This window comes from Micromonospora sp. WMMD998 (assembly GCF_029581235.1).
Taxonomy (GTDB): Bacteria; Actinomycetota; Actinomycetes; order Mycobacteriales; family Micromonosporaceae; genus Micromonospora.
On the sequence record NZ_CP120740.1, the window covers coordinates 3,970,044 to 3,995,454 of the forward strand.

28 protein-coding genes are annotated in these 25,411 nt (G+C 73.0%); 16 read left to right on the top strand and 12 right to left on the bottom strand.

The window, feature by feature from the left end:
* Nucleotides 1-200 precede the first annotated feature (200 nt).
* The 5 genes from O7619_RS18045 to O7619_RS18065 all read left to right on the top strand — a co-directional run bounded on the left by O7619_RS18045 (nucleotide 201) and on the right by O7619_RS18065 (nucleotide 4,485).
* Nucleotides 201-1,790: a DHA2 family efflux MFS transporter permease subunit gene (locus O7619_RS18045; protein ID WP_282282129.1), complete on the top strand. Its 1,590-nt coding sequence runs from the start codon at nucleotides 201-203 to the stop codon at nucleotides 1,788-1,790.
* Nucleotides 1,791-1,919: 129 nt separating this feature from the next.
* Nucleotides 1,920-2,147, top strand: a complete 228-nt coding sequence (locus O7619_RS18050; protein ID WP_282282130.1) for a hypothetical protein — start codon at nucleotides 1,920-1,922, stop codon at nucleotides 2,145-2,147.
* Nucleotides 2,148-2,182: 35 nt separating this feature from the next.
* A complete protein-coding gene (locus O7619_RS18055) occupies nucleotides 2,183-3,265 on the top strand; it encodes a PIN domain-containing protein (RefSeq protein ID WP_282282131.1) in 1,083 nt (360 codons plus the stop codon).
* 17 nt (nucleotides 3,266-3,282) lie between these two features.
* Nucleotides 3,283-3,756 carry a molybdenum cofactor biosysynthesis protein gene (locus tag O7619_RS18060; RefSeq protein ID WP_282288865.1) on the top strand — a complete coding sequence of 158 codons (474 nt, stop codon included), beginning with the start codon at nucleotides 3,283-3,285 and terminating at the stop codon, nucleotides 3,754-3,756.
* Between the two features lie 162 nt (nucleotides 3,757-3,918).
* A complete protein-coding gene (locus O7619_RS18065; RefSeq protein ID WP_282282132.1) occupies nucleotides 3,919-4,485 on the top strand; it encodes a sigma-70 family RNA polymerase sigma factor in 567 nt (188 codons plus the stop codon).
* A gap of 114 nt (nucleotides 4,486-4,599) precedes the next feature.
* On the opposite strand, the gene O7619_RS18070 is transcribed toward O7619_RS18065, so the two are convergent.
* On the bottom strand, nucleotides 4,600-5,334 hold the full coding sequence (locus O7619_RS18070; protein WP_282288866.1) for a zf-HC2 domain-containing protein: 735 nt from the start codon (nucleotides 5,332-5,334) through the stop codon (nucleotides 4,600-4,602).
* A gap of 42 nt (nucleotides 5,335-5,376) precedes the next feature.
* Between O7619_RS18070 and O7619_RS18075 the strand changes: the two genes are divergently transcribed.
* Both O7619_RS18075 and O7619_RS18080 read left to right on the top strand, forming a co-directional pair.
* Nucleotides 5,377-5,502 (top strand): hypothetical protein, encoded by a 126-nt coding sequence (locus O7619_RS18075; protein ID WP_282282134.1) that lies wholly within the window; start codon nucleotides 5,377-5,379, stop codon nucleotides 5,500-5,502.
* Nucleotides 5,503-5,511: 9 nt separating this feature from the next.
* Complete coding sequence (locus O7619_RS18080) at nucleotides 5,512-5,973, top strand: hypothetical protein (protein WP_282282135.1); 462 nt, start codon at nucleotides 5,512-5,514, stop codon at nucleotides 5,971-5,973.
* 26 nt (nucleotides 5,974-5,999) lie between these two features.
* Here the strand turns inward: O7619_RS18080 and O7619_RS18085 are convergent, their stop codons facing one another.
* Both O7619_RS18085 and O7619_RS18090 read right to left on the bottom strand, forming a co-directional pair.
* On the bottom strand, nucleotides 6,000-6,272 hold the full coding sequence (locus O7619_RS18085) for a hypothetical protein (protein ID WP_282282136.1): 273 nt from the start codon (nucleotides 6,270-6,272) through the stop codon (nucleotides 6,000-6,002).
* Nucleotides 6,269-6,559, bottom strand: a complete 291-nt coding sequence (locus O7619_RS18090; RefSeq protein ID WP_282282137.1) for a hypothetical protein — start codon at nucleotides 6,557-6,559, stop codon at nucleotides 6,269-6,271. The genes O7619_RS18085 and O7619_RS18090 overlap by 4 nt, the downstream gene beginning before the upstream one ends.
* Before the next feature lie 155 nt (nucleotides 6,560-6,714).
* Between O7619_RS18090 and O7619_RS18095 the strand changes: the two genes are divergently transcribed.
* From O7619_RS18095 to O7619_RS18105, 3 genes are all read left to right on the top strand, one after another.
* On the top strand, nucleotides 6,715-7,521 hold the full coding sequence (locus O7619_RS18095; protein WP_282288867.1) for a helix-turn-helix transcriptional regulator: 807 nt from the start codon (nucleotides 6,715-6,717) through the stop codon (nucleotides 7,519-7,521).
* Nucleotides 7,508-7,699, top strand: coding sequence for a DUF397 domain-containing protein (locus O7619_RS18100; protein ID WP_282282138.1), 192 nt, complete (start codon nucleotides 7,508-7,510; stop codon nucleotides 7,697-7,699). The genes O7619_RS18095 and O7619_RS18100 overlap by 14 nt, the downstream gene beginning before the upstream one ends.
* A gap of 444 nt (nucleotides 7,700-8,143) precedes the next feature.
* Nucleotides 8,144-8,776, top strand: coding sequence for a dihydrofolate reductase family protein (locus O7619_RS18105; RefSeq protein WP_282282139.1), 633 nt, complete (start codon nucleotides 8,144-8,146; stop codon nucleotides 8,774-8,776).
* 6 nt (nucleotides 8,777-8,782) lie between these two features.
* Here O7619_RS18105 and O7619_RS18110 read toward each other — a convergent pair whose 3' ends face one another.
* The 3 genes from O7619_RS18110 to O7619_RS18120 all read right to left on the bottom strand — a co-directional run bounded on the left by O7619_RS18110 (nucleotide 8,783) and on the right by O7619_RS18120 (nucleotide 11,713).
* Nucleotides 8,783-10,174 carry an acyl-CoA synthetase gene (locus O7619_RS18110; RefSeq protein ID WP_282282140.1) on the bottom strand — a complete coding sequence of 464 codons (1,392 nt, stop codon included), beginning with the start codon at nucleotides 10,172-10,174 and terminating at the stop codon, nucleotides 8,783-8,785.
* Nucleotides 10,175-10,508: 334 nt separating this feature from the next.
* Nucleotides 10,509-10,928: an ASCH domain-containing protein gene (locus O7619_RS18115; protein WP_282282141.1), complete on the bottom strand. Its 420-nt coding sequence runs from the start codon at nucleotides 10,926-10,928 to the stop codon at nucleotides 10,509-10,511.
* A 26-nt stretch (nucleotides 10,929-10,954) separates the two neighbouring features.
* Nucleotides 10,955-11,713 (bottom strand): alpha/beta hydrolase, encoded by a 759-nt coding sequence (locus O7619_RS18120; RefSeq protein ID WP_282282142.1) that lies wholly within the window; start codon nucleotides 11,711-11,713, stop codon nucleotides 10,955-10,957.
* Nucleotides 11,714-11,819: 106 nt separating this feature from the next.
* Here O7619_RS18120 and O7619_RS18125 point away from each other — a divergent pair, with 106 nt between their 5' ends.
* Nucleotides 11,820-12,338: a GNAT family N-acetyltransferase gene (locus O7619_RS18125; protein ID WP_282282143.1), complete on the top strand. Its 519-nt coding sequence runs from the start codon at nucleotides 11,820-11,822 to the stop codon at nucleotides 12,336-12,338.
* A 10-nt stretch (nucleotides 12,339-12,348) separates the two neighbouring features.
* On the opposite strand, the gene O7619_RS18130 is transcribed toward O7619_RS18125, so the two are convergent.
* The 4 genes from O7619_RS18130 to O7619_RS18145 all read right to left on the bottom strand — a co-directional run bounded on the left by O7619_RS18130 (nucleotide 12,349) and on the right by O7619_RS18145 (nucleotide 16,460).
* Entirely contained in the window at nucleotides 12,349-13,647 is a 1,299-nt protein-coding gene (locus O7619_RS18130) for an ArsB/NhaD family transporter (RefSeq protein WP_282282144.1), read from the bottom strand.
* Nucleotides 13,644-14,090, bottom strand: a complete 447-nt coding sequence (locus tag O7619_RS18135; RefSeq protein WP_281589616.1) for a CBS domain-containing protein — start codon at nucleotides 14,088-14,090, stop codon at nucleotides 13,644-13,646. Before O7619_RS18135 ends, O7619_RS18130 begins: the two co-directional genes overlap by 4 nt.
* Nucleotides 14,091-14,215: 125 nt before the next feature.
* Nucleotides 14,216-15,895 (bottom strand): serine/threonine-protein kinase, encoded by a 1,680-nt coding sequence (locus tag O7619_RS18140; RefSeq protein ID WP_282282145.1) that lies wholly within the window; start codon nucleotides 15,893-15,895, stop codon nucleotides 14,216-14,218.
* Nucleotides 15,896-16,040: 145 nt separating this feature from the next.
* The gene (locus O7619_RS18145; protein WP_282282146.1) at nucleotides 16,041-16,460 is read right to left on the bottom strand and encodes an MmcQ/YjbR family DNA-binding protein; all 420 of its coding nucleotides are present in this window, start codon (nucleotides 16,458-16,460) and stop codon (nucleotides 16,041-16,043) included.
* A gap of 163 nt (nucleotides 16,461-16,623) precedes the next feature.
* On the opposite strand from O7619_RS18145, the gene O7619_RS18150 reads away from it, so the two are divergent.
* The 5 genes from O7619_RS18150 to O7619_RS18170 all read left to right on the top strand — a co-directional run bounded on the left by O7619_RS18150 (nucleotide 16,624) and on the right by O7619_RS18170 (nucleotide 23,630).
* Nucleotides 16,624-17,739 carry a sialidase family protein gene (locus O7619_RS18150; protein ID WP_282282147.1) on the top strand — a complete coding sequence of 372 codons (1,116 nt, stop codon included), beginning with the start codon at nucleotides 16,624-16,626 and terminating at the stop codon, nucleotides 17,737-17,739.
* Nucleotides 17,736-18,032, top strand: a complete 297-nt coding sequence (locus O7619_RS18155; protein WP_281589610.1) for a MoaD/ThiS family protein — start codon at nucleotides 17,736-17,738, stop codon at nucleotides 18,030-18,032. The genes O7619_RS18150 and O7619_RS18155 overlap by 4 nt, the downstream gene beginning before the upstream one ends.
* A gap of 49 nt (nucleotides 18,033-18,081) precedes the next feature.
* The gene (locus O7619_RS18160; RefSeq protein ID WP_282282148.1) at nucleotides 18,082-20,025 is read left to right on the top strand and encodes a beta-propeller domain-containing protein; all 1,944 of its coding nucleotides are present in this window, start codon (nucleotides 18,082-18,084) and stop codon (nucleotides 20,023-20,025) included.
* 335 nt (nucleotides 20,026-20,360) lie between these two features.
* A complete protein-coding gene (locus O7619_RS18165; protein WP_282282149.1) occupies nucleotides 20,361-20,606 on the top strand; it encodes a hypothetical protein in 246 nt (81 codons plus the stop codon).
* A gap of 150 nt (nucleotides 20,607-20,756) precedes the next feature.
* Nucleotides 20,757-23,630: a COR domain-containing protein gene (locus O7619_RS18170; RefSeq protein WP_282282150.1), complete on the top strand. Its 2,874-nt coding sequence runs from the start codon at nucleotides 20,757-20,759 to the stop codon at nucleotides 23,628-23,630.
* Here the strand turns inward: O7619_RS18170 and O7619_RS18175 are convergent.
* Nucleotides 23,603-23,986: a hypothetical protein gene (locus tag O7619_RS18175; protein ID WP_282282151.1), complete on the bottom strand. Its 384-nt coding sequence runs from the start codon at nucleotides 23,984-23,986 to the stop codon at nucleotides 23,603-23,605. The genes O7619_RS18170 and O7619_RS18175 overlap by 28 nt on opposite strands.
* A 111-nt stretch (nucleotides 23,987-24,097) precedes the next feature.
* Complete coding sequence (locus O7619_RS18180) at nucleotides 24,098-25,270, bottom strand: SGNH/GDSL hydrolase family protein (RefSeq protein ID WP_282282152.1); 1,173 nt, start codon at nucleotides 25,268-25,270, stop codon at nucleotides 24,098-24,100.
* Between the last annotated feature and the right edge of the window lie 141 nt (nucleotides 25,271-25,411).

Genomic DNA, 25,411 nt, shown 5'->3' on the forward strand with positions numbered 1-25,411 from the left:
GGAACGGCCCGCGTGCGGGGCGCGGAGGCCGGTGGGCGGGTGCAGGGTCGTTCGCCTCTCGGCAAAACGGGCCGCGCGATGTCGTAGGCCGTGGCTAGGCTTTCCGCCGAACGTCGTCCCCGCCTCACGTCCACCCGCGCGCCCCGTGGTGCGCGGCGCCGCCACCGCCCTCGGACCGGACCGGAACCAGGAGATTGTCTGTGACCCAGCAACCCGTCGCGACATCGAACAAACTCGACGCCGCGGTGCTCAAGGTGGCCGGTGTCGTCGTGCTCGGTGCGATCATGTCGATCCTCGACGTGACCGTCGTCAGCGTGGCCATCCCGACGTTCCAGAGCGAGTTCGACGCCTCGTACGCGCGCGTCGCCTGGACCATGACCGGCTACACCCTCGCGCTGGCGACGGTGATCCCGCTCAGCGGGTGGGCCGCGGACCGGTTCGGCACCAAACGCCTCTACATGGTGGCGTTGGCGCTGTTCACCATCGGCTCCGGGCTGTGCGCCACCGCCGACTCCATCGGTGAGCTGATCGCCTGGCGCGTCGTCCAGGGCCTCGGCGGCGGCATGCTCATGCCGCTCGGCATGACCATCATGACCCGGGCCGCCGGCCCGCACCGGATCGGCCGGCTGATGGCCGTGCTCGGCATCCCGATGCTGCTCGGCCCGATCGGTGGCCCGATCCTCGGCGGCTGGCTGATCGACACCGCGAGCTGGCACTGGATCTTCCTGATCAACCTGCCGATCGGCGTGGTCGCGCTGGTCTACGCCCAGTTGGCGCTGCCGAAGGACGCCCCCGAGCCGTCGGAGTCGTTCGACTTCCTCGGCATGCTGATGCTCTCGCCGGGCCTGGCGCTGTTCCTCTACGGCGTCTCCTCGCTGCCGGAGGCCGGAACGGCCACCGACCCCGAGGTCTGGTTGCCCATGGCGGTCGGCGCCGCGCTCGTGGTCGCCTTCGTCCGCTACTCGTTCCGGCCCCGGCACCCGCTGCTCGACCTGCGGCTGTTCCGCAACCGCAACCTCACCGTCGCCGCGCTCACGCTGTTCGTCTTCATCATCGCGTTCATGGGCGCGGGCCTGCTGTTCCCGAGCTACTTCCTGCAGATCCGCGGCGAGACCACGCTCACCGCCGGCCTGCTGATGGCGCCGCAGGGCATCGGCGCGATGATCACCATGCCGATCGCCGGCATGCTCGCCGACCGGGTGCCCGTCGGCCGGACGGTGCCGTTCGCGCTGGTCCTCCTCGCGGCCGGGTTCTTCACCTTCACCCAGCTCGGCACCGACACGTCCTACCTGCTGCTCTGCGGGTCGCTGTTCGTGATGGGCCTCGGCATGGGCGGCACCATGATGCCGATCATGACCTCGGCGCTGAAGACGTTGCAGGCCGCGGAGGTGGCGCGCGGGTCGACGCTTGTGAACATCCTCCAGCAGATCGGTGGCTCGGTCGGCGCGGCGGTGATGTCGGTGATCCTCACCAGCGAGCTGAACGGCTCGCGGGTGGTCCCCGGCGTGACCGACCCGGGCAGCGGCGCCCCGGTCACCGAGGCGCAGCTCGCGATCGCCGTGCAGCAGCAGCCCGAGCTGGCCCAGCAGTTCCCGGTGCCGCCGTCGCTGCTCGAACGCGGGCTGGACTTCGCGGCGAACTCGTTCGCCACCACGTTCTGGGTGGCGTTCGGCCTGGTGCTGCTCACGGTCGTCCCGGCCGCCTTCCTGCCCCGCCGGCGGGAGCCGTCGCACCTGCTCGACGGCGAGCCGGGGGAGGAGCAGCGGCCGATGCCGGTGCCGATCCACTGATCGTCGCCCGTCTCGCGTGGGGTCGACCGCCGGCGGCCGGCCGGGGCCGGCGCAGCCGTGGCGTATCGCCAGCGGCCCCGCCGGGCAGCGCCTAGGCTCGACGCAGGAAGCCGGCGAGAGGCGGGCGGGGTGAGCGCAGGCGGCGAGGACCGGTCGGCGCGGCGGCGCAGCCGCCTGCTGCTGGCCGGTCTGCTGGCCGTCGTCGGCCTGATCCTGCTGCTGCTCGCGCTCACCGTCGCCACCGGCACGGTAGCCGGCCTCGAGGTGGTGCTCGCCCTGCTGTTGCTGGCCGCCAGCTACGCCGTCCAGCGGGTGGCCCGCCGGGAGACCGTCTACCGCGACGAGCGGCGGCGGTGACGGGTGTGACCACCCGACCGGGCTAGGCTGACCGTGTGGATCAGGAAGACCGGATCGCGCTGTTCCTCGACTACGAGAACCTGGCGCTGGGCGTACGGGACCATCACGGCGGTCGGCCGTTCGACTTCCGTCCGATCGCCGACGCCCTCGCCGAACGCGGCCGGGTGGTGGTGCGCCGGGCGTACGCCGACTGGTCGTACTTCGACGAGGACCGGCGGATGCTCACCCGCTCGCACGTCGAGTTGATCGAGATCCCGCAGCGGATGGGCTTCTCGCGCAAGAACGCCGCCGACATCAAGATGGCGGTGGACGCGGTCGAGCTGGCCTTCGAGCGCGGCTACATCTCCACGTTCGTGATCTGCACCGGGGACAGCGACTTCACCCCGCTCGTGCACAAGCTGCGCGAACTCAACAAGCGGGTGATCGGCGTCGGGGTGGAGAAGTCGACGTCGGCGCTGCTGCCGCCGGCCTGCGACGAGTTCCTCTACTACGACCGCCTCGAAGGGGTGGACGTGCCGCCGCCCGCGGCCCGCCGCACGCGCCCGTCCCGGCCGGCCGGGACGTCGCCGGTGGAGCCGGCGCCCGAGCCGCCGGTGGGGACCGCCCCGGCCGAGGACGAGTCGGCGCGGGACGTCGACACGCTCGCGGTCCTGCTCGTGCAGACCGTGGCGGGTATGCAGGGCAGCTCCAGCGGCGAGGTGACCGCGTCCGGTCTGAAGCGTGCCCTGCTCCGCAAGGACCCGACGTTCAGCGAGTCCGACTACGGCTTCCGCACGTTCGGTGAGCTGCTGCGGCACCTGGCCGCCTCCAACGTGGTGGAGTTGGCCGCCGGCCCGGCCAAGGGCGATCCGGAGGTGTCGCTGCCCGAGCGGGGCGACCGGGAGGTCACGTTCGGGCTGCTCCGCTCCGTGGTGGCGGACCTGGCCGCCGAGGGCGGCGCGGTGGCGCTGTCCGGCCTGAAGGACCAGCTCCGGCGCGCCCGGCCGGACTTCAGCGAGAAGAAGCTCGGCTACCGCAGCTTCCTCCAGTTCTGCAAGGCCGCCGCCACCGACGGAGCGGTGGAGCTGCGGTGGAGCCCGGACGACGGTGACTACCTGCTCACCCCGCAGCCCTCCTGAGCACGGCACACGTGGCCATGGCGCGGATCGTGCAACTGCTGGCCTCGCCGGTGCACCGCTATGTGGGCCGGCCGGCGGACGGACCCGCCCCGGCGCCGCCCGGCGAACTTGTCGACCAGGTGCGCGTACGCGCCGGCCTGGGCGTCGTCGGTGACCGCTACTTCGGTCGGGCGGCGCACCGCACGGCGAGCGTCACGCTCGTCGCGCAGGAGTCACTGCCGCCCGGCGCCGACCTGACCGAGTTGCGCCGCAACGTGCTGACCAGCGGCATCGCGGTGGACGACCTGGTCGGCCGGGTGCTCACCCTCGACTCCGGCGACGGGCCGGTCAGCCTGCGGGTGCACCGGGCCGCGCCGCCGTGCGCCTGGCTGGACGTGGTGGTCGCGCCGGGCACCTGGAAGGCGCTGCGCCGGCGGGCCGGCGTCCGCTGTGAGCCGCTCACCGACGGTGTCCTGCGGGTCGGACCGGTCACGGTCACCGTCGACGGCTGAGGGCGCGCCGGAACTTTTCCCGCCCGCCCGCCGACCAACCTCGGGGTCACCGATCGTCGAGGTCGGCGGCGAGGTGACGGAGGGGACGCCAGGGATGAACCGAACGACGCCCGCATCCGTACCATCCGACATGATCGTGTCGGAGCGGCGGGCGAGCCGCGGATGAGCCTGGACGCCGACGACGAGCAGGTGACCCGGTGGGCGCACCTCGCCGGGCAGGGTGACCAGCAGGCCGCCGCCGCGTTCGTCCGGGCGCTCCAGGGCCCGGTGTGGCGGTTCCTCGCCCACCTGGCCGGGCCGTCGGAGGCCGACGACCTCGCCCAGGAGACGTTCCTGCGTGCGTTGCGCAGCCTGCCCGGCTTCGCCGGCCGTTCCTCGGCCCGGACCTGGATCTTCACCATCGCCCGCCGGGTCGCCGTGGACCAGGTGCGGGCCGCGACGGTACGCCCCCGGGTGGCCGCGCTTCCCGACTGGCAGGCCGCCGCCGAGGCGGCCGGGGCGGTGACCGCCGGCGGGGACGACGGCGTGACGCTGCGCGGGCTCATCGCCGGGCTGGCACCGGACCGGCGGGAGGCGTTCGTCGCCACCCAGGTGCTCGGCCTGTCCTACGCCGAGGCCGCCGAGGTGTGCGGCTGCCCGGTCGGCACCATCCGGTCCCGGGTCGCCCGCGCCCGGGAGGACCTGGTCGCCGCCTGGACCGTCGACACCCGGGACCGCCGCGCCCGCTGAGCCGCGCCGCGCCACCCGCACGAGCCGCGCGCTGATTCACGGAAAGAGTGGCTATTCCGCGCGGAATAGCCACTCTTTCCGTGAAAGCGCACCAGGGCGGGTGGGGCGGGGGCGTCAGGCGGCGCGGCGGTCGTGGGCCCGCGCGGTGTACGGGCCGGGCGGCACCAGCCGTAGCGGGGCCGGCGCGGGCGGCTCCTCGGTGCGCAACGCCCAGCGCGACCCGGACGACCGTTGGTCGGGCGGTGTGTCACCGGACCGCCAGCGGGGCCGGGACAGCACCAGCATCACCGCCCAACCGACCAGCAGGAAGCCGTGGCTGACCAGCCGCGTCACCGCCACCTGCCCGGTGATCAGGTCGTTCACCGACAGCAGTACGAGCGTGACGACGAACGCGCTGAGCATCGGCAGCAGCCCGGACGGGGTGGACCGGCGCAGCGCGACGTAGAGGAAGCCGGCGCCGACGGCCACGTTCCACGCCGCCGACTCGTGCCACAGGTGCTGGCCGGCGGTGTGCGCGTGCGCGACCACCGCCTCCCGGCCGATCTGCGCCAGGCCGAGCACCAGTTGCACGGCCCCGAGCAGGCCGAGCGCCGCGCGCAACCCCAGCGCCACCCGCCGGCGGCGGCTGGGGCGGGGCGGCGGCGCGGCGGCCAGCACGGACGCGACCAGATCGGGCACCTGCGGGGCGAGTTGGGTACGGGCCCGCCGGGTGACCGCCGCGGCCGAGTCGAACCACCGCCGGCATCCCGCGCAGCCGCTCAGGTGCGCCTCGGCCGCCTCGGTCTCCGCCCGGGACGCCTCACCGTCCAACTGGGCCGACAGGATTTCCCGCCACTGCTCACACACCATGTAGAGATAGTCGTCCGGTCCGGCCACCTGGTTCCCGGTGGGGTGTCGATCACGCCGGTACCCCGGCTCGTGCAGGCCGGCCTGGCCTGGCTGATCGCCTACGAGGTGTTCGGCAACCCCGATCCGACGGCACCGCGCTGCGCACCGCCGGACGAGGCCCGCCGCTAGCATGTGCCGATGACCTTCGACGCCACGCTCACCCGCATCAACGAGGGTGTGCAGTTGCATCACCAGCAGGGCGAGCGTGCCGCGGCGCGGGACCTGTTCGCCCAGGTGTGGGACGAGATCGGCGGGGAGCGGGGCGACGCGCTGCACGTCTGCGTCCTCGCCCACGCGATGGCCGACGTGCAGGACGACGTCCGCCAGGAACTGCTCTGGGACGAGCGCGCGCTGGCGGCGGCCGACCGGCTCACCGACGAGCGGGTCGCCGAGTCGGGGGTGCCCCTGTCGGTGGCCGGGCTCTACCCGTCACTGCACCTCAACCTGGCCGAGTGTCACCGCAGGCTCGGCGACCTCGACCGGGCCCGCGAGCACCTGCGGCAGGCCGAGGCGGGCATCGGCGCGCTCGGCGACGACGGATACGGCAAGGTGATCCGGGGCGGCCTGGACCGGCTGACCCGGCAACTCGCCGCCGGATAGCGGCCATGGGCCGCCCGCGGTAGCGGCTACGGCGACGCGCGGCGGGAGCGGCCGAGCCACGCCAGGAAGCGGTCCCACAGGACGGCCGGCGCCGGCACGTCGTGCGGGTTCAGCGCGTAGAGGTCACCGACCGCGTCGTGCAACATGCCGGCCAGGTAGACGGCCAGGCTCACCGCGTCACCGTCGTAGTCGCGCAGCAGGGCGGCCCGCGCCTGTGGGCACGGCCAGGGCGCGCCGTCCAGGCGACAGAGCCAGAGCGGGCGTACGGGACAATGCCGGTTGTCGTCGTCGCCGGTCATCGCAGCCTCAGCGCGACGGCGCGGGCCTCCTCGTCGCTCAGCGACAGGAACCACAGGAAACGACGGACGATCGCCACCGGATCCGGGCCGCCGGGACGCCCCCGCAGGTCACGGATCGCGTGGCGGGTGATCCGGGAGAACTCCGGCAGCAGCGTCGCCCGGCGCGCGGCGTCCGTCGGGGTCGACCGCAACGTCGGGCAGGGCCAGTCCTGCCCGCACTGCTCGCACACCCAGTCCGGACCGCGGGCCCGATGGCCGGACGGGACATGTGCCGTCTCCTCGCGCACCGCGCTCTCCCTTCGTCGTGGCATGGCGTCGGTGACACTCTGCGGTGGAGGCGTTACGGTCGCCAAGGGGCTCCGGCGGGCCGGCGAGCACTGGGAGAAGCGCTCGCCCCGGCGTGGAGCCGTGGATGGCCGATCTCTGGTTTGGAGCGCACTGGATGGCCGAGGTGCCGGGACCCGTCGCGGGTTTCATCGTTGCCGAGATCCGCCGCGCCCGGGGCGCGGCGGGCATGACGCAGGAGGCGTTCGGCAAACACGCCGGCTTCAGCGCGTCGCACGTCAGCGCCGTGGAGGGCGGCACCCGGGCGCTCACCGTCGACTTCATCCGCGGCGCGGACCGGGCGGTGCGCAACGGCGGGCTCTTCGAACGGCTGGCGGCCGAACTGGGTACGCCGTCATGGTTCCGGCCGTGGCTCGACGCCGAACGCGGCGCGACCCAACTCCGCTACTTCGAGCCGAACCTGATCCCGGGCCTCCTGCAAATCGAGCACTACGCGCGCGGCGTGCTCCGCACGGTCGACAGCCTCACCGACGAGGAGGTGGAGCAGCGCACGTCGGCGCGGCTGGACCGGCAGAACATCCTGACCGGGGAACGTCCACCGCAGTTCGTGGCGGTGATCGACGAAGGAGCGCTACGTCGAGGCGGCGACGGGATCGGCGGGATCATGCCCCAGCAGATCGCCCACCTGATCGCGCTCACCGACCTGCCGCACGTGCACATCCTCGTCATCCCGTGGGACAGCGGTCTGCACGTCGGGCTGTCCGGGCCGTTCGCGCTGGCCCGGTCGAGTGACGGGCAGTGGGTGGGGCACCTGGAGAACCAACTTGGCGGCGACGTCGTCGACAAGGACGATGATGTGGCTACGCTCCACGCGCGGTGGGAGAGCGTGCGAAATGAGGCTCTACCGCGCCGGCAGTCCATCGACCTGTTGAAGGAAGTGGAGAACCAGCATGGAACTCAGTGACGCCAAGTGGCGGAAGTCCACCCGGAGCGGGGCTAGCGGCGGCAACTGCGTCGAGGTCGCCGACGACCTTCCCGGCGTCGTCGCCGTGCGCGACTCCAAGGACCCCACAGGCCCGGCGCTCACCTTCACCCCGTCAACGTGGCGCACCTTCCTCGCCCAACTCCCCGAACAGCCGTAGCCGCCTCGTCATGCCAAGTAACCCACTCGTCCAGAAGGTGGGAAGGCACTCCCGGCAGGCGAGAACTCGCGCTTGATCGACTCCATTGCGCCGAGGTGGCGGGGTCGAGCGGGCGCGGATAGCGCCACCTCGCCGAAGTGGAGTCGATCAAGATGCCGGCCGCCACCTCAGTACACGCGAAGCCGCGTGATCCACCCACGCGACCCATTCGGGGCATGGTTCCCCGGCGCCGGGTCGAATCATGGTACGCAGGCGCTTTCGGTGGGGCGGTTGCGTACCAGGTAACCCGGCCCTCTCGGACCGTCGCGGAGGCGCAACAGCGGGGCAACAGTGACAAGACGGGTCTGCTTCCGGTCAGATCTGCCGCGCGCCGCGCGCGATGAGTTCCGTGGAGCGCGCCGGTCTACCGTGCGACTGAGGCGATCTACTCACGGGAGTCACGGCATGGGGCACATTCACATCGAGCTTTTCACCACCCTCGACCTCGTCGGGCAGGCGCCCGGCGGCCCGGACGAGGACCCGGTGGGCTTCCCGTTCGGCGGCTGGCAGGCGCCCCTGCTGGACGAGGTCTCCGGGGCGCAGGTCCTCAAGGCGTACGAGGGCACCGACGCCCTCCTGCTCGGCCGGCGGACGTACGACATCTTCGCCGCCTACTGGCCGCACCAGGAGGGCGGCGAGGACAACGCCATCGCCACGCTGTTCAACCGCATCCCGAAGTACGTGGCGTCCCGAGGCCGGCCCGACCTGTCCTGGGCCGGGTCCACGAAGCTCGGCCCGGATCTGGCCGGCGCGGTGCGGGAGATCCGGGACCGGCACGAGCACGTCAAGGTCGTCGGGAGCCTCAACCTGGTGCAGACCCTGCTGCGGGAGAAGCTGTTCGACCGGATCGACCTCTGGGTGCATCCGATCATGCTGGGGGTCGGCAAGAAGGTCTTCGACAGTGGCGCGGTGCCCACGAACGTCACCCTCCTCGAACCGCCGGTGGCGAACGCGACGGGCACCGTCTACCTGCGCTACGGGCTCGCCGACGGCACGCCCGCGACGGGGGACATGAGCGCGCCCGACCGCGGCGTCTGAGGGGCGTCAGCCCTCGGTCAGCCGGCTCTTCTGCACCTTGCCCATGGCGTTGCGGGGCAGCGCGTCGACAAGCCGCACCTGCCGGGGCCGCTTGTGCACGGACAACTGCCGGGCCACGAAGTCGATCAGCTCGGTCTCGCCCAGGCCGTCGCCGACCACGTACGCGGTGACCTGCTGGCCCAGGTCGGGGTGGGGGAGCCCGACGACGGCGGCCTCCCGCACGCCCGGATGGGCCAGCAGCGCGTCCTCCACCTCACCCGCGCCGATCCGGTAGCCGCCGCTCTTGATCAGGTCGGTGGCGGCCCGGCCGACGATCCGGTGCCAGCCGTCCGGGCCGACCGTCGCCACGTCGCCGGTGCGGAACCAGTCGTCGGCGGTCCGGGCGGCGGCGTCGGCGTCCGGCCGGTGGAGGTAGCCGTCGAAGAGCGTCTCCCCGCGCACCTGCAACTCGCCCATGGTGCCGGCGGGCAGCGGGGCGCCGTGCTCGTCGACCACGCGGGTGCGCACCCCGGGCAGCGGCACGCCCACCGTGCCCGGCCGTCGCGGCCCGTCGGCGCGGGCGCTCACCGTGATCAGCGTCTCGGTCATCCCGTACCGCTCGACCGGCCGGTGCCCGGTCAGCCCGCCGAGCGCCGCGAAGACCGGCTCGGGCAGCGCCGCGCTGCCCGACACCAGCAGCCGGGCGCCGCGCAGCGCCCGCGCCGCCGCCGGCTCCGCCGCGATCCGCGACCAGATCGTGGGTACGCCGAAGTAGAGCGAGCCGCCGGCTGCCGCGTACCGGTCGGGGCGGGGTCGGCCGACGTGGCGCAGCCGGCTGCCGACGCGCAGCGGGCCCAGCACGCCGAGCACGAGCCCGTGCACGTGGAACAGCGGCAGCCCGTGCGCCAGCACGTCGTCGGGGGTCCACGCCCAGGCGTCGGCGAGCCCGTCCAGGCAGGCGGCGACCGCGCGGCGGGACAGCACCGCGCCCTTGGGCGCGCCCGTGGTGCCGCTGGTGTAGAGGATCAGCGCGGTGGCCGTCGGGTCCGGCTCCGGGTGCCGGGTGTCCGAGCGCCGGGTCAGGTCCACCGGCACGACCGGCAGCGTCGCGGAACCGTCGTCGTGCGGCGTCACCAGCGCCTCGGCCCCGGAGTCACGCAGGATGTGGTCGCGTTCCACCGGACCGGCGTCCGGCGGCACCGGCACGACCGCCGCGCCGGCCAACAGCCCGCCGACCACGCCGACCACGGTCTCCAGGCTGGCCGTGGCGGGCACCGCGACCCGCCGGGCCCCGCGCAGATCGTCGGCGACCGCGGTGGCGGCCCGGCGCAGCTCCACCCAGGACATCGACAGGTCGTCCACCCGGACCGCGTCCGGACGTTCGTCGGTGGACTCGGCGAGCCAGCTCAGCAGCGCCACGCATGCCCCTCTCCGGCCACCGCCGACGTCGGCTCCCGCGCCGGCCTTGGCGGCCGACCTCGCACGCCCCGACGGTATCGGCCCCCCAAGCGGAACCACCACCCCTACGCGCTCCGCGCCTCCCCGGCTTTGGGTGCACCTGTTGTCGCTATGACGACAACAGGTGCACCCAAAGGGCGCCGGACCAGAGCGCTCCGGCGCGTGTGTCGCCGTGCGCGGTGGCAGCGGCCGGTTCGGCGGTACGGGCGGCCGGGCAGTCACACTCGTGGTGACCGTGCTGCGCTTCCCGCCGGGCGGGGCGGACATGCGGGCCCGGTGGTTCGACCGAGCCGGGTCAGAGCGTCTCGACGAGCCGGAAGCGCTCCAGCACCGCCGGCGTGTCGTCGGCCACGGTGAACGCCGGGTCCCCGAGCCAGCCGCGGTAGTCCGCGCCGTGCCAGTAGCGCTCGTGCCCGGCCCGCCAGGCGGCGACCGACTCGTACCCCTCGCCCTCGTCGCGGGCGTGGTCGAGGTCCACGTCGCCGACCCGGGCGACGCGGACCTCGACCACCTCGATCACCGCCACCGGCGCGCCGGCCGAGTCGACCACCGCGAACCGGGTGCCGACCTCCGGCAGCGCCTCGTCGTCGATCTCGTAGTCCTGGAGCAGGCCGGTGGTGCTGGTCTTGGTCCCGGCGAGCACGGCGGCGACCAACTGGTCACGCAGCGGGCCGGGGAAGGCGAACTCGCAGGTCGGCAAGTCGGCGGCGGTCATGGCGGGCAGCGTAGCCACGACGGCGGTCAGCGGCGAGGCGATTCCGGTTCCGGCAGCACCTTGCCCAGCCAGTCCAGCAGGACCGACTCGTACTGCGCGCTGACGCCGGCCAGCTCCTCGCGCTCGTCGAGGGTGGGCGCGTGGTCGCAGCCGGCCAGCCGGGCCACGGTCATGTCGGCCCAGGTGCCGGGCGCTTCGGGTAGCTCGCGGGGCAGGAACGCCAGCGGGAACCACGGCCGCTGCGCCGCGGCGTCCACGTCCGCCTGCGCGGTCGGCCGGGGCACGTCGCCGCGCAGGAACCCCTCGGCGACCCCACGCAGTCGGGCCAGCTCGGCCAGGTCGTCCGGCCCGTAGCCGTGCCGGCGCAACTGTTCGGCGGTGCCGTAGCGCATCTGGGCGGCCGGGCTGACCCCGCTGCACCCGACCTGGACCAGGAAGTCGACCGGATGCCGGGTGGCCGTGAACGCCGCCGCCCAGGACCCCTGGCTGAAACCCCACAGCCCGACCGGCGCCGCACCGACGTGCCGGCGCAGCTCGGTCACCGCTGCGGCGGCGTCGTCGGCCTGGTCGGCCAGCGGCACGTCGTGGCCGTCGACGCGGGGGCGGCGGTCGAAGCGCAGCGCCGCGACGCCGGCCGGCGGCAGCAGCCGGGCCAGGTGGGCGTAGAGGAAGTGGGACCGCTTGTCGGCGTGCGAGCCGTGCAGCACCACCAGGCCGCCGCGAACCGGCCCGGCGGGCAGGTCGAGCGTGGCCGGCAGGCCGGGCGCGCCGATGGTCGCCTCCACGCCGGGCAGTCAACCACGCCGCGCTGCTTCCGGCCGTCCCGCGCCGTCGGACGACCGGCATACTGCGTACGCTGGCCCGGTACCCCGCCTCGACCGTGGAGCGCCGATGAACACCCGTACCGCCCGGCCCGCCGACGTGCCCGCCCTGGTCGACCTGATCGAGTCGGCGTACCGGGGGGACCGCGCCCGGGCCGGCTGGACCCACGAGGCCGACCTGCTCGACGGGCAGCGCGCCGACCCGGAGATGGTGGAAGCGGCGGTGGCCGGCCCGGACGGGGTGGTCCTGGTGGTGGAGCGCGACGGACGCCTGGTCGCCTGCTGCCAGTTGGAGCGGCGCGACGACCACGCCTACTTCGGCATGTTCGCGGTCGCGCCGGCCGAGCAGGGCGGCGGGCTGGGCCGGGAGTTGCTGGCCGGGGCCGAGCGGTTCGCCCGGGACCGCTGGCACGCCGGCGAGCTGCGGATGACCGTGATCGTCCAGCGCGACGACCTGATCGCCTGGTACGAGCGGCGCGGCTACGTCCGCACCGGCGAGCTGAGCCCGTTCCCGTACGGCGACGAGCGGTTCGGCCTGCCGCGCCGCCCGGACCTGGCGTTCGAGACGCTGCGCAAGAAGCTCGGGTGAGCGGGGACGCTCAGGCGAAGGCGAAGTAGCGCAGCCACAGGTACGGCATCGCCAGCCCGACGGTGACCAGGGTGACCAGCAGACCGTAGCGGGTGAACTGCCAGAAGGTGATCCGATGCCCGGCGCGTTCGGCCAGGCCGAGCACGACGACGTTGGCCGAGGCGCCGACGGCGGTGGCGTTGCCGCCGAGGTCCGCGCCGAGCGCCAGCGCCCACCACAGCACCCGCGACTGCCCGCCGCCGCCCTGGGCGTGCACGAGATCCGCCACCACCGGGCTCATCGTCGCCACGTACGGGATGTTGTCGACGATCGCCGACAGCACCGCCGACCCCCACAGCAGCACCAGCGACGCGGGCAGCAGCCGGCCCTCGGTGGCGTCGATGGCGGCCTGCGAGATCTGCTCGACCACACCGGTGTTGACGAGCGCGCCGACCATGATGAACAGGCCGGCGAAGAACACCAGGGTCGGCCACTCCACGTCCCGGCTGACCTCTCCGGCGTCGAGCCGGGAGAGCGCCAGCAGCAGCAGCCCGCCGAGCAGCGCGACCACCGCCGGTTCCAGGTCCAGCACGGTGTGCAGCACGAATGCCACGGTCACCGCCGCGAGCACGGCCAGCCCGAGGATCAGCAGCCGGCGGTCGCGGATCGCGTCCCGCTCGCGCAGGGCGGCGATCTGCGCGGCCCGCTCCGCGTCGTAGCGGAACGCGTCGCGGAACATCAGCCGGCACAACCCGAGGAAGACCACGAGCAGCAGCGCCACGAGCGGCGCGAGGTGGACCAGGAAGTCGTTGTACGACAGCCCGCCCCGGCTGCCGATGATGATGTTCGGCGGGTCGCCCACCAGGGTGGCGGTGCCGCCGATGTTCGAGGCCATCGCCTCGGCGATGAGGAACGGCACCGCCGGCACCCCGAGCCGTTCGCAGACCAGGAACGTCACCGGGGCGATGAGCAGCACGGTGGTGACGTTGTCGAGCGCCGCCGACGCCACCGCCGTGATCAGCACGAGGATCACCATCACCCGGTACGGGCGGCCCCGCGCCCGCTTCGACGCCCAGACCGCCACGTACTCGAAACCGCCCGTGCGTTTGAGCACGGCGACGATGAGCATCATGCCGATCAGCAGGAAGATCACGTTCCAGTCGACGCCGGACTCTTCGGAGAAGAAGGCATGCCCGGCGTCGGTGGCGCCGATCAGGAACATCACGGCCGCGCCGCCGAGCGCGGCGGCGACCCGGTGGATCTTCTCGGTGGCGATCAGGACGTACGCGACGGAGAAGACGGCCACCGACGCCCAGGCCAGCCCGGTCATGCGGCCAGCATCCGGTCGAGCAGGGCGTCCAGGGTGATGCCGCCGATCATCGGCTCGCCGCGGGGCGCCACCGCCACCAGCGGGCTCAGCCGCTGCGCCATCACGGCGGCGACCTCCAGCACCGTCGCCTGCGGTTCGACCACCGGCGGCTCCGGTCGGTCGCGGGGCAGCAGGTCCCGCACGGTCCGACCCTCCGCCCCCCGGAAGAACACGTCGGCGGTGGGCTCGTCGATCATCCGGGCCAGGGTGGGGTCCTCCCGGCAGTAGCCGGGGATCACCAGGCGCAGCACCTGCGCGCCGGGCAGGACGCTCACCGGGCGCTCCCGGTCGTCGACGACGATCAGCCCGGGCAGGTTGTTGTCCGCCAGCAACCGGGCCGCCTCCAGCACGGGCGAGGACAGCGTGATGGAGGGGAACGGGACAGCCAGGTCTCGGGCTCGCACGATGACTCCTGCCGCAGCTTCGGAACACGACGGTCAAGTACCGGCCGGCTTGCCGGCACGCCGGTGCTCACCCTAGTCGCCCGCTCGGCGCCGCCTCGGCGTACCTCTGGTGATCCTGCCGGTGCTCACGCCCGGGTGTCGGGATCGGTGTCGCCGGCGTCGCTGCCCGGCGTCGTGCCGGTCGGCTCCGCCGCCTCGCCGTCGGGCCCGGTCGGTGGCGTCGTCGGCGGCTCGGTCGTCCCGGTGGGGTCGGCGGTCGGTGGGGGCGGTGTCGGCGACGCCGACGGTGTGGCGGAGCGCGACGGGCTGGTGGACGGCGACGGTGTGGCGGAGCGAGACGGCTCCTCGCTGGTGGGGCCGGACGGCTGGGGATCGGCGGTGGGCTCGCTGTCGGGCACGGAGTCGGACGGCGGAGCGTCGGCCCGGACCGGCTCGGTGGTCGGGGGCGCCTCGGGTCGGGACGGGCCGGTCGCGGAGCGGGTGTCGCCGATCGTGACGAGCGCGGACCGCCGGCACGGCACGCCGCCGACCGCGAACGAGTCGGCGGCGGTGCCGGTGCGGTCCGTCCAGGTGCCCCGCAGCGGGAGCCGCGTCGTGCCGGCCTGGTCCATCGCGACCGGCAGGCGCACCTGGCGACCCGACTGCCAGCGGTCGAGCGGCGCGGTGAGCCGCTGGCCGGGGGGAAGCCGGAAGGACAGCACCGGCTCGCCGTCCGGTCGCGGCCCGCTCATCTCGACGGTGACGTCGGCGCCGAACGTGCCGTCCGTCGACCGGTCCGAGGACCAGGCGACGGCACAGCCGAACGGCGTGGCGGACGGCAGCTCCGCCGCACCCTCGGCGGCGTCGCCGGTCGAGGAGAGCCCGGGCAGTTGGGCGGCGAGCACCGCGCCCGCCAGCACGACCGGCAGGCTGCCCACCAGCAGCGCCCGGCGGCGTCGCGACCGGGCGGTCCCGGCGGCCACCGTCGGTGGGGCGGCCGGGTGGCCGGCCACGGCGGGTCGCATCCGCGCCTGGGGAGGCTCGACGGTCGCGCCGAGCCGGCGGGCCACCTCGTCGGCCGTCGGCCGGTCCTGGGCCTGCGGCGCCAGGCAGGCCCGTCGGAGGCCGTCGACGGCGTCCGGGACGCCGTCGACCGGGAGGTCGGCGAGGTGGTCGTCGCGTTCGGGCTCGTCGGGGCGCACCGGGCGGCGCCCGGTCAGGCACTCGGTGAGCAGCAGGCCGAGGGCGTAGACGTCGCTGGCGGGCACGGCGACGTCGCCGAGCAGTTGCTCCGGCGCCATGTAGGCGGGTGTGCCCCGGATCTCGCCCCGACCGTTCACGGTGTCGGCGCCGACCGCGAGCGCGATGCCGAGATCCACAAGTTTCGGCCCGGCGGGCGACAGCAGCACGTTGCCCGGCTTGAGGTCGCGGTGCACCAGCCCGGCGGCGTGCACGGCGGCGACACCGGCCGCGACCTCCGCGCAGACCCGGGCGGCCCGCGGCCAGTCCAGTGCCCCGTCGCGGCGCAGCGCGTCGGCGAGCGTCTCGCCCTCGACGTATTCCAGCACCAGGAAGGGCAGCCGGCGCAGCCCGGCGGTGCGGGCCTCGCCGTAGTCGTAGACGGCGGCGACGTTCGCGTGGTTGAGGCGGGCGGCGGCCCGTGCCTCGGCCCGCACCGCGGCCCGCCACCACCGGTCGTCGGCGGCGTCGGAGTCGAGCAGCTTCACCGCGACGGTCCGCCCGAGGAGCTCGTCGACGGCGCGCCAGACGATCGCCGTCCCGCCCCGGCCGATCTGCTCGACCAGCCGGTAACGACCTGCCAGCACCCGCACGCTCACCCCCCGGCGGTCTCGTCGGCCGCGTCGGTCGCTGCCCCCGGGACCAGCGCGGCGACAGGCCCGGGTTCCGGTAGTGCTACCCCGCACACGGTAGCCGGAAACGGGGTGATGGCGGCACCCCCGGCGGGGCGGGTCACACCGGGCCGAACGGGCGCGCGACCCGCGCGACCAGCTTCTTCGGGGCGAGCACGCAGTAGCTCTCGGTGAGCAACTCGGCCACCTCGGCCCAGTCCGTCGCGCCGTCGAGCGCCATGCCCACCACGTCGGCGCCCCACCCCGGTTTGAAGAACGGCGGGCCGGCGGCGATCAACCCGGCGATCTCGTCGCCGGGGGAGCGGAACGTCAGCGCGCAGATCGGCTCGTCGGTCGCCGCGGCCCGCGCGTACGCCGCCTGGTGGTCGGGGTCGACGGTGAGCACGTGGGCGAACGTGCGCCTGCGGACCCGCCAGCGCGTGCCGACCCAGGCCGGCTCCTCGTAGGTCTCCGGCAGGCCGAGGCAGACCGGCCGCAGTCGGTCGAGGTAGGCGGGGGGTACGTCTCCGGGCCCGGTCATGCGCGCAGGGTAACGACTCGCACCGACAATCCCCGGCGGCCGGCGTGGCGACCCCGTCGCCACCTGTGCTGAGGCCGATTGTCGTACCCGAGGAGTACGACAGCGATGAGTTTCGGCGCGGCGCACGGTCGGACGTGGGGAACCATCGAATGGAGGACGAGACGTGACGACGACACGGGTACTTGTGGGCACGCGCAAGGGCGCGTTCATCCTGACGTCCGACGGGCGGCGCGGCGACTGGACGGTCGACGGGCCCCACTTCGGCGGCTGGGAGATCTACCACCTGACCGGCTCGCCGGTCGCGCCGGACCGGCTCTACGCGTCCCAGTCCGGTGGCTGGTTCGGGCAGCTCATCCAGCGCTCGGACGACGGCGGCCGAAACTGGACGCCGGTCGGCAACGACTTCGCCTACGCCGGCGAGGTCGGGGAGCACCTCTGGTACGACGGCACGCCCCGGCCGTGGGAGTTCAAGCGGATCTGGCACCTCGAGCCGTCCCGCCACGACGCCGAGACGGTATACGCGGGCGGCGAGGACGCCGCGCTCTACCGGTCCACCGACGGCGGTGAGAAGTGGTCGGAGTTGACCGCGCTGCGCCAGCACCCGACCGGCCCGACGTGGCAGCCCGGCGCCGGCGGCATGTGCCTGCACACGATCATCCTCGACCCGGCCGACCGCGACCGGATCTACGTCGCGATCTCCGCCGCCGGGGCGTTCCGCAGCGACGACGGCGGCGCGAGCTGGCTGCCGATCAACAAGGGGCTGCGCTCGGGGGAGATCCCCGACACCGACGCCGAGGTCGGCCACTGCGTGCACCGCCTCGCCCAGCACCCGTCCCGGCCGGACACGCTGTTCATGCAGAAGCACTGGGACGTGATGCGCACCGACGACGCCGGCGCGAACTGGCGGGAGGTCAGCGGCGACCTCCCGAGCGACTTCGGCTTCCCGATCGCGGTGCACGCGCACGAGCCGGAGACGGTCTACGTCGTGCCGATCACCAGCGACTCGCTGCACTACCCGCCGGAGGGCAAACTGCGCGTCTACCGCAGCCGCACCGGCGGTGAGCGGTGGGAGCCGCTGACCGAGGGCCTGCCGCAGTCGCACTGCTACGTCAACGTGCTGCGCGACGCGATGGCGGTCGACACGCTCGACCCGTGCGGCATCTACTTCGGCACCACGGGTGGCCAGGTCTACCACTCGGCGGACGACGGCGACACCTGGGCGCCGATCGTGCGCGACCTGCCCGCGGTGCTCTCCGTCGAGGTCCAGGTGTTGCCGTGATCCGGGTCGTGCTGCCGGCCCACCTGAAGAACCTGGCGCACGTCGCCGGCGAGGTCCGCGTCGAGGTGGCCGGGCCGCCCACCCAGCGCGAGGTGCTCGACGCGCTGGAGGCGGCGTACCCGATGCTGCTGGGCACGATCCGCGACCGGCGCAGCGGCGAGCGCCGGCCGTTCGTCCGCTTCTACGCCTGCGAGCTGGACCTGTCGAACGAGCCGCCGGACGCGCCGCTGCCCGAGGAGGTGGTCGCCGGCAAGGAGCCGTTCATCGTGCTCGGCGCGATGGCCGGCGGCTGACCGCCGCGCGTCGGGGAACCAGGACCGGTGCGGTCACGTCTGACCGACCATGACTGGCAGAACCCGGACCGTCGGATGGGCGATGGTCGCCGCGCTGACCCTCGCCGGATGCACCGCGCACCCGTCCGCCCCACCGCCCCGCGACCGGGGCGGGCCGGCGGGCGGGCTGCGACTGGTCGCCTTCGACTCGTGCGACGAGGCGCTGAAGCAGCTCCGGAGCGCCGCGAAGGCGGCGGTCGGCCCGTGGGGCTTCGGGCCGGACGGCGACGTCGTGCCGTTCGCCTCCGCGGAACGCGCCTCCGCGGCGGGCGCGGCGAAGGACAGCGCGGGCGCGTCCACGGGCGGCTTCTCCGGCACCACCGTGCACGAGGCCGGGGTGGACGAGCCGGACCTGGTCAAGACCGACGGCCGGCGGATCGTCACGGTCACCCGGGGCGTGCTGTCCGTGGTGGACCCGGCGAGCCGCAAGCTCACCGGGCGGCTGGAGATCGACCCGCCGTCCGCGCAGCGGTTCTCCGGCGGTGATGCCAGCCTGCTGCTGCACGGCGACCGGGCGCTGGTGCTGCTCCCCGCCCGATGGGTGACCAGGCCCGCCGCGCCGAAGGGCCGGCCGGCCCCGAGCGCACCCGAGGCCCGACTGGTCCTGGTGGACCTCGCCGGGGCGCCGAAGGTCGTCGGCGACTACCGGATCGACGGCAGCCTGGTCGACGCCCGGCAGGTCGGCGCCACCGCCCGGGTGGTGGTCCGCTCCACGCCCCGGCTGGCCTTCGCGCCGCCGCACGACAGCACGGACGCCAGGCGTACCGCCGCCAACCGCGCCGTCATCGCCAGGGCGACGCTCGACGACTGGCTGCCCCGGTACGAGGTCCGCGAGGGTGGCCGCACCACCGGCGGGCGGGTCGGCTGCGACCGGGTCAGCCGGCCGGCCGGCTTCTCCGGCGCCTCGATGGTGACCGTGCTCAGCTTCGACCTCGCCGCGACCACCCTCGGCACGGGCGACCCGGTGACCGTCGCGGCCGACGGCGACACCGTCTACAGCAGCGGCCCGCGGCTCTATCTCACCAACGACCGGCGCTGGTGGCGGGCGGGCGCGTCGTCGGTCCGGACGGCGGACACCACCGAGATCTACCAGTTCGACACCCGCTCGGGCACCCCGCGCTACGTCGCCGCCGGCTCGGTGCCGGGCTGGCTGATCAACCAGTACGCGCTGTCCGAGTGGAACGGTCACCTGCGGGTGGCGACCACCACCGATGACGGCGGACGACGCGGGACCGACTCCACCTCCGGGGTGTACGTGCTGCGCACCGACGGCGCGAAACTCCGCACGGTCGGGCAGGTCACCGGCCTGGGCCGCGGTGAGCGGATCTTCGCGGTGCGGTTCCTCGGCGACACCGGATACGTGGTGACGTTCCGGCAGACCGACCCGCTCTACACGGTGGACCTGCGCGATCCCGCCGCACCCCGGACGACGGGCGAGTTGAAGATCAACGGGTATTCCTCGTACCTGCACCCGGCCGGGGACGGCCGGTTGTTCGGCGTCGGGCAGGAGGCCACCGACCGGGGCCAGGTCCAGGGCACGCAGGTGTCGCTGTTCGACGTCGCCGACCCGGCCCGGCCGACCCGGGCCGCCCGGCACCACGTCGCGCAGGGCTGGTCCGACGCCGAGTCCGACCCGCACGCGTTCCTCTACTGGGCGCCGGAGCACCTGCTGGTGATCCCGGTGACACGGCCCGGCGTGGCCACCGACCGGGCCGATGGCGGGGTCGGCACGGGCGAACCGGGCACCGGGGCGCTGGCGCTGCGGGTCGGCGACCGCGGGTTCACCGTGGCCGGCACGGTCGAGCACCCGCCGGCCCTGACCGACGGCGTGGACTGGACGCGGATCCGCCGGTCGCTCGTGGTCGGCGACGTGCTCTGGACCGTCTCCGACGCCGGCCTGAAGGCGACCGGCCTGGCCGGCATGACGACGCTGGCCTGGCTCCCCACAACCTGACCAGCCGCGTCGGCCGGTCTGTGGGGTGGGGCGGTTCGGCTCGGTGAACCGCACCACCAACCCGCCACCATCCGCCCGCAGTAGACACCCACAGCGTTCCACTCGTGCTCTGCCGAGCCCATGGGTGGAACACCAGGGGTGTCTCAGGACGCCGTAGGCACCCATAGCGTTCCACTCGTGCCCCGCCTCGCCCGTGAGTGGAACGCTATGGGTGTATCAGTAGGTGGTTGCGTCCACGGGAGTGGTGTACGACTCGCCCGTGATGGGAGTATTGCGGCGATAAGCCGCATCTGAGAGTGTGAAACGTCTGGACCTGCTGCGCGAGCAGATCGCGCGTGTCGCCGCATGTGTTGCAGGCGATGATCCGCACGTCCGCGCAGGCGGTGATGTCCGCTGAAGCGGACACGATCTACGGGGCTGGCTACGGGCCGGAAAAGCTCGGCATCCGGCAGTTGTCGAAGTCGCAGGTCTCGGAGCTGGCCGTCCCTCGTGCCCCGACGGCGTCGCCGAGGTGTGGCCGCCGTGTGAGCGAGACGGCTTCCCGACAGAACCCTTTCAGGCAGATCGAGGAAGCACGTTAATCGGACGGCAATTCCGTGCCGCGCGGGTTCCGATCGACGCCCGCCGGCGCCCGCCGCGTCCGCACAACACAGGGGAACATCGGTATGTCCTCGTCCGTTCTGGACCTTGTCCGTGAAGCGGGCCGTCTGGACCGAATGATACTGACGCTGGTGGGGACCAGGGAGACGAGTCTCCCGCCGGAGATCGGCCAGTTGCACAACCTCAGGTTCCTTGATCTGCGAGACAGCCAGATCCAGTCCCTGCCACCGGAGATCGGCACACTGACCCGCCTGGAGGGCATCAACGCCAACGGCGGCAGCCTCCGCCGGCTGCCCGAGGAGATCGGCAATCTGAAACGACTCCGGCAGCTCGACGTGCACGGGTGCCCACTGGTCGAGATTCCGGAGGCCCTCTGGGAGTGCTCCTCCCTGGAGCAGTTGGCACTCGGCGGGCAGTATCGCCAACTCCCGCCGGGCATCCACAAGTTGAAAAACCTGCGGCGGCTGGACATCGATGCCACCTGCCGACTGGACTGGCTGCCGAGGGGCTTCGCCGCGCTGCCGATGCTCACGTTGCTCACCATGCCGCCCGCGGCCGACGGCAGTCTGCCGCTGCAGGTCTTCCACCTGCCCAGACTGGAGCACCTGACGGTCGTCGGCGGCAGATACGTCCGGCTGCCCGCCGAGGTCGGTCAGTTGGCCCGGCTCCGTGAGTTGAACCTGGGCACCGCGATCGTCACGGACCTGCCGACCGAACTCGCGGACCTTCCCCAACTGGACACACTGCGCCTCCAGCCGGAGCATCTCGCGGAGCCGTTGGGCGATCTCTACTCCCGAGGGCTACCGGCGCTGCTGGCGTACCTGCGGGACGAGGGACGCGACGGCGTCCCGCTCTACGAGATCAAGGTGCTGCTCGTCGGCGAGGGCGAGGTCGGCAAGAGCTCCCTGGTCGGCGCCTTCCATCGGCATCCGTTCGTGGTCGGGCGTCCGACGACACACGGCATCGAACTGAGCAATGTGGAGTTGCCGCACCCGTCGGAGTCGGACGTCGTCATCACGTTTCGCATCTGGGACTTCGGCGGGCAGGAGGTGTATCGGATCACCCACCAGTTCTTCTTCTCACGGCGGTCCCTGTACCTCCTCGTCTGGAAGCCGCGGCAGGGGCAGGACGAGAACTCGATCGAGTTCTGGCTCAGGCTGATCCGCCTGCGGGTCGGGCGGGACGCCCGCGTGATGATCGTCGCGACGCACGGCGACGAACGCCAGCCCGAGATCGACATCCCGTACCTGCGGGCGAAGTTCGCCCCGTCACTGATCGGTCAGTGGGTCGTCGACAACGCCTCGGGCACGGGTCTGCCGGACATCGAGCGGGAACTCGCCCACGAGGCGTCCCGGTACCCGCAGATGGGGCGGCGGCTGAGCAAGCGGTGGATCGCGGTGCGCGACGAACTCGCCTCGCTCAACCACCCGCAGATCCCGTACCGCAGCTACCACGACATCTGTGTGAAGCACAACGTCGACGCGGAGGCTGAGCGGACGCTCATCGAACTGCTCCACGACCTCGGCAACGTCGTCTACTTCTCCGAGATCGACGGCCTGCGCGACATCATCGTGCTGCAACCCGAGTGGTTGACCAGAGCGATCGGCTACGTCCTGGAGGACATGTCGACCCGGGCGGCTGGTGGGGTGCTCGACCACGGCCGTCTGCGCGACATCTGGCAGTCCGCCGATCCGGATCGCGAGCAGTATCCCGCCGAACATCATCCGTACTTCCTGCGCCTGATGGAGAAGTTCGACGTCTCCTACCGGTTGCCGGATTCGGACAAGAGCCTGGTGGCCCAACTGGTGCCGTACGAGCGGCCGGTGTTGCGATGGCAGAGCAACCTGGTCAGGTCGAGCAAGGTGAACGAGGTCAGTCTGGTCTGCGAGTTGTCGGACGACGTCCCTGGACTGATCGCCTGGTTGACCGTTCGCAACTACCGGTTCTCCACCGGTCTGCACTGGCGACGCGGCGTCTTCCTCCGCCACGACAGCTACAACCTGGAAGCGCTGATCGAACTCGTCGACGACAAGCGGCTGTACCTGACCGTACGCGGACCGTCGCCGGTCTACTTCTTCAGCATCCTCCGGGACGCGGTGGAGGACCTGCTGAGAACGCGGTGGCCCGGCCTGCGGTACAACCTGCTCGTACCGTGCCCGAACGCACCCGGGGGCGCGCAGTGCGCCGGAACCTTCCCGTTGTCCGCTCTCGACGGTCTGTTCCAGAGCGGCCGTGACGCCGTCACGTGTCACACCTGTCTTCGGGACATGGCGCTCACGTTGCTTCTGACCGGATTTCCCGGGGAGTACGAGTCGGCCTCGTCGGCGCTCGCCCGACAGGATCGGCTCTTCGAGGAGATGGTGCAGGAGATCTCCGGCATGACGGCTACGGTGCACCAGATCGAGTCGATCGCGAGCGACACGGCGCTCATGCTCCACCGCGTCCGACGGATGCTGTCCACCGAGGTCGCCGACTGTCCGGCCCTGATCAGCATCTCCCAGACCACCGGCTCCCGCTTCAATCCGGCGCGGTTGTTCCGGCACCGGTTCGTCCTCAACCTCTGGTGCGAGCACCCGGAGCACCAGCACCGGTGCCGCCACCCCGGTTACCGGTTCAGCCGGTCCCGGGAATGGTTCCTCCGGGCCGAGCCCTATCTCCTGCGACTGTCGAAGGTGCTGCGTCTCATCCCGCTCACCGGCGCGGTGGCAGGTCTTCTCGGCGCGCTCGATCCCGCGCGGACCGCGGAGATGACCCGACTCAAGGCGGAGACCGACCTGATGGGCGCGGTGGCGAGTCTGTTTCCGACGGGTGCGGGCGAATCAGGTCTCGCGGTCGGGTTCTCGGACGAGGTCGGTGGCTTCCGCGCGGTCCGGGAGCTGCTGTTCGACCTCGATCCGGCTCGGGACTTCGCGGGGCTGCGGCGGGTGGTCTCCGAGTCGGGTGACTTCCTCTGGGTCTGTCCCGACCACTACTCGGTCTACGATCCCGGACTGCCGGAACTCTGACCGAGCCGGCGCAGGGCGGCGTCCACGGTGTCGTCCGGCCTGCTGTTGAAGGCGATCGACGCGCCCGGCGCGTGCCGGTGCACCAGGTTGATCACCTGCTCGAAGAACTCCAGCAGCGGCTCGTGCTTGCGGATGCCGCCGCCGACCACCACGCAGGCGTAGTCCCGTCGGGTCAACGCCGCCGCGATCTCCCGCTCGGCGTCCGCGTCGGTCCCGGTGAGGCACAGGTCGGCCTCGATCCCGTGCTCGGCGAAGCGGGCGTGGCCGCGCGCGATCGCGGCCACCACCGGCTCCGGGTCCCAGCCGGGGATCCGGACCGGGTCGAGTCCGATGACGAGCACCGGGCCGTGCGCCATGTGGGTCCTCCTCGGGTGCGCCGGTTCGTCCGACCATCACACCGCGTCGACGGCGATCCGGCCAACCCGCCACCGGTTCGCCGCCGACGCGGCGCTTGTCGCGGGTAGGCGTCAGGGGCCGGCGGCGAACGGGCCGCCCGGGCCGAACGCCAGCGCGGCGAAGCGCTCGCCGATGCGGCGGTCCGCGACCGGGTCGGGGTGCAACTGGTCGGGCAGCGGCAGCTCGGCGTAGTCCGCCTCACCGTAGAGCGCCAGGCCGTCCAGGTAGTGCAGGTGCGGGTCCTCGGCGGCCCGGGCGGCCACGATCCGGGCCAGTTCCGCGCGGATGACCCGCAGGGTGAGCTTGCCGGCGGCCTGTTCGGCCGGGTCACCTGTGGCGCGGAACTGGAGCGTGCCGGTGCTGAAGTCGGCCGCGCCGGGGCCGGGGGTGTCCTCCTGGATCGGGCACAGGATCGACGACACGACGAGCAGCGGGGTGTCCGGATGCCCCTCCCGCAGGGTGTCGAGGAAGCCGTGCACCGCCGGGGTGAACGCGCGCAGCCGCATCACGTCGCCGTTCACCAGGTTGATGCCGATCTTGACGCTGATCAGGTCCGCCGGGGTGTCCCGCATGGCCCACGCGGTGAACGGGTCGAGCAGCGCGCTGCCGCTGAACCCGAGGTTGACCAGCTCGACTCCGGCGAGCCCGGCGGCGATCGCCGGCCACGTGCCGGTGGGGCTCTCGGCGTCCGAGCCGTGGCTGATCGAGCTGCCGTGGTGCAGCCACACCCGCCGGCCGCGGTCGCCGACGGTCTCGACCGGCGCGTCGGTGCGCAGCGCCACCAGCTCGGTGATCTCCCGCTGCGGCAGCCAGATCTCCACCTCCTTGTCGCCGGCGGGCAGGTCGGTGAAGCGGACCGTGGCGACCGGGCCCGGCTTGTCGGTCACGGCGCCGGTGGTCAGGTCGATGGCGAGCACCTTGCCGCCGCCGGCCGTGCCCTGGCCGGCGAGGCGCCCGTCGACAAGCAGGTCGTAGCGGCCGTCCGGACGCGGCGGGGCACCCTGGTAGACCATCTTGGTGGCGAGCACGTCCAGCTCGACCACGGTGGCACGGGTGCGGAACAGCAGCCGCACGCCGGACGGCATCGCCTCCGCCATCGCCACCTGCGGGTCGCTGTTCTGCGCCCGGGCCCGCGCGGGTAGCCGGTGCGGCAGCACGCCGTACGCGGTGGTCTCCAGGTCGAGCGCGCCGCGCAGCAGGTCGGGGGTGATCGGCGTGGTGATCGAGGGATGCGGGAAGGTCATGATCCGATCGTGACGCAGCTACCCGCCGGACGGCTACCTGTTTTGTCCGACAGGCCGGATTCGCTCGGCGAGCCGGCCGCCCGCCTCGCGCAGCCAGGCCCTCGCCGCCGTCCGCGAGCGGCACCAGCCGTACGTCATCGC

Coding starts and splice junctions, on each gene's coding strand:
- O7619_RS18130 (WP_282282144.1), bottom strand. CDS start 13,647: ATGACCGGGCTGGCCTGGGCGTCGGTGGCCGTCTTCTCCGTCGCGTAC.
- O7619_RS18065 (WP_282282132.1), top strand. CDS start 3,919: ATGAGCCTGGACGCCGACGACGAGCAGGTGACCCGGTGGGCGCACCTC.
- O7619_RS18095 (WP_282288867.1), top strand. CDS start 6,715: ATGGCCGAGGTGCCGGGACCCGTCGCGGGTTTCATCGTTGCCGAGATC.
- O7619_RS18115 (WP_282282141.1), bottom strand. CDS start 10,928: ATGACCGCCGCCGACTTGCCGACCTGCGAGTTCGCCTTCCCCGGCCCG.
- O7619_RS18180 (WP_282282152.1), bottom strand. CDS start 25,270: ATGACCTTCCCGCATCCCTCGATCACCACGCCGATCACCCCCGACCTG.
- O7619_RS18105 (WP_282282139.1), top strand. CDS start 8,144: ATGGGGCACATTCACATCGAGCTTTTCACCACCCTCGACCTCGTCGGG.
- O7619_RS18100 (WP_282282138.1), top strand. CDS start 7,508: ATGGAACTCAGTGACGCCAAGTGGCGGAAGTCCACCCGGAGCGGGGCT.
- O7619_RS18085 (WP_282282136.1), bottom strand. CDS start 6,272: ATGACCGGCGACGACGACAACCGGCATTGTCCCGTACGCCCGCTCTGG.
- O7619_RS18160 (WP_282282148.1), top strand. CDS start 18,082: ATGACTGGCAGAACCCGGACCGTCGGATGGGCGATGGTCGCCGCGCTG.
- O7619_RS18125 (WP_282282143.1), top strand. CDS start 11,820: ATGAACACCCGTACCGCCCGGCCCGCCGACGTGCCCGCCCTGGTCGAC.
- O7619_RS18070 (WP_282288866.1), bottom strand. CDS start 5,334: ATGGTGTGTGAGCAGTGGCGGGAAATCCTGTCGGCCCAGTTGGACGGT.
- O7619_RS18145 (WP_282282146.1), bottom strand. CDS start 16,460: ATGACCGGGCCCGGAGACGTACCCCCCGCCTACCTCGACCGACTGCGG.
- O7619_RS18060 (WP_282288865.1), top strand. CDS start 3,283: ATGGCGCGGATCGTGCAACTGCTGGCCTCGCCGGTGCACCGCTATGTG.
- O7619_RS18080 (WP_282282135.1), top strand. CDS start 5,512: ATGACCTTCGACGCCACGCTCACCCGCATCAACGAGGGTGTGCAGTTG.
- O7619_RS18175 (WP_282282151.1), bottom strand. CDS start 23,986: ATGGCGCACGGCCCGGTGCTCGTCATCGGACTCGACCCGGTCCGGATC.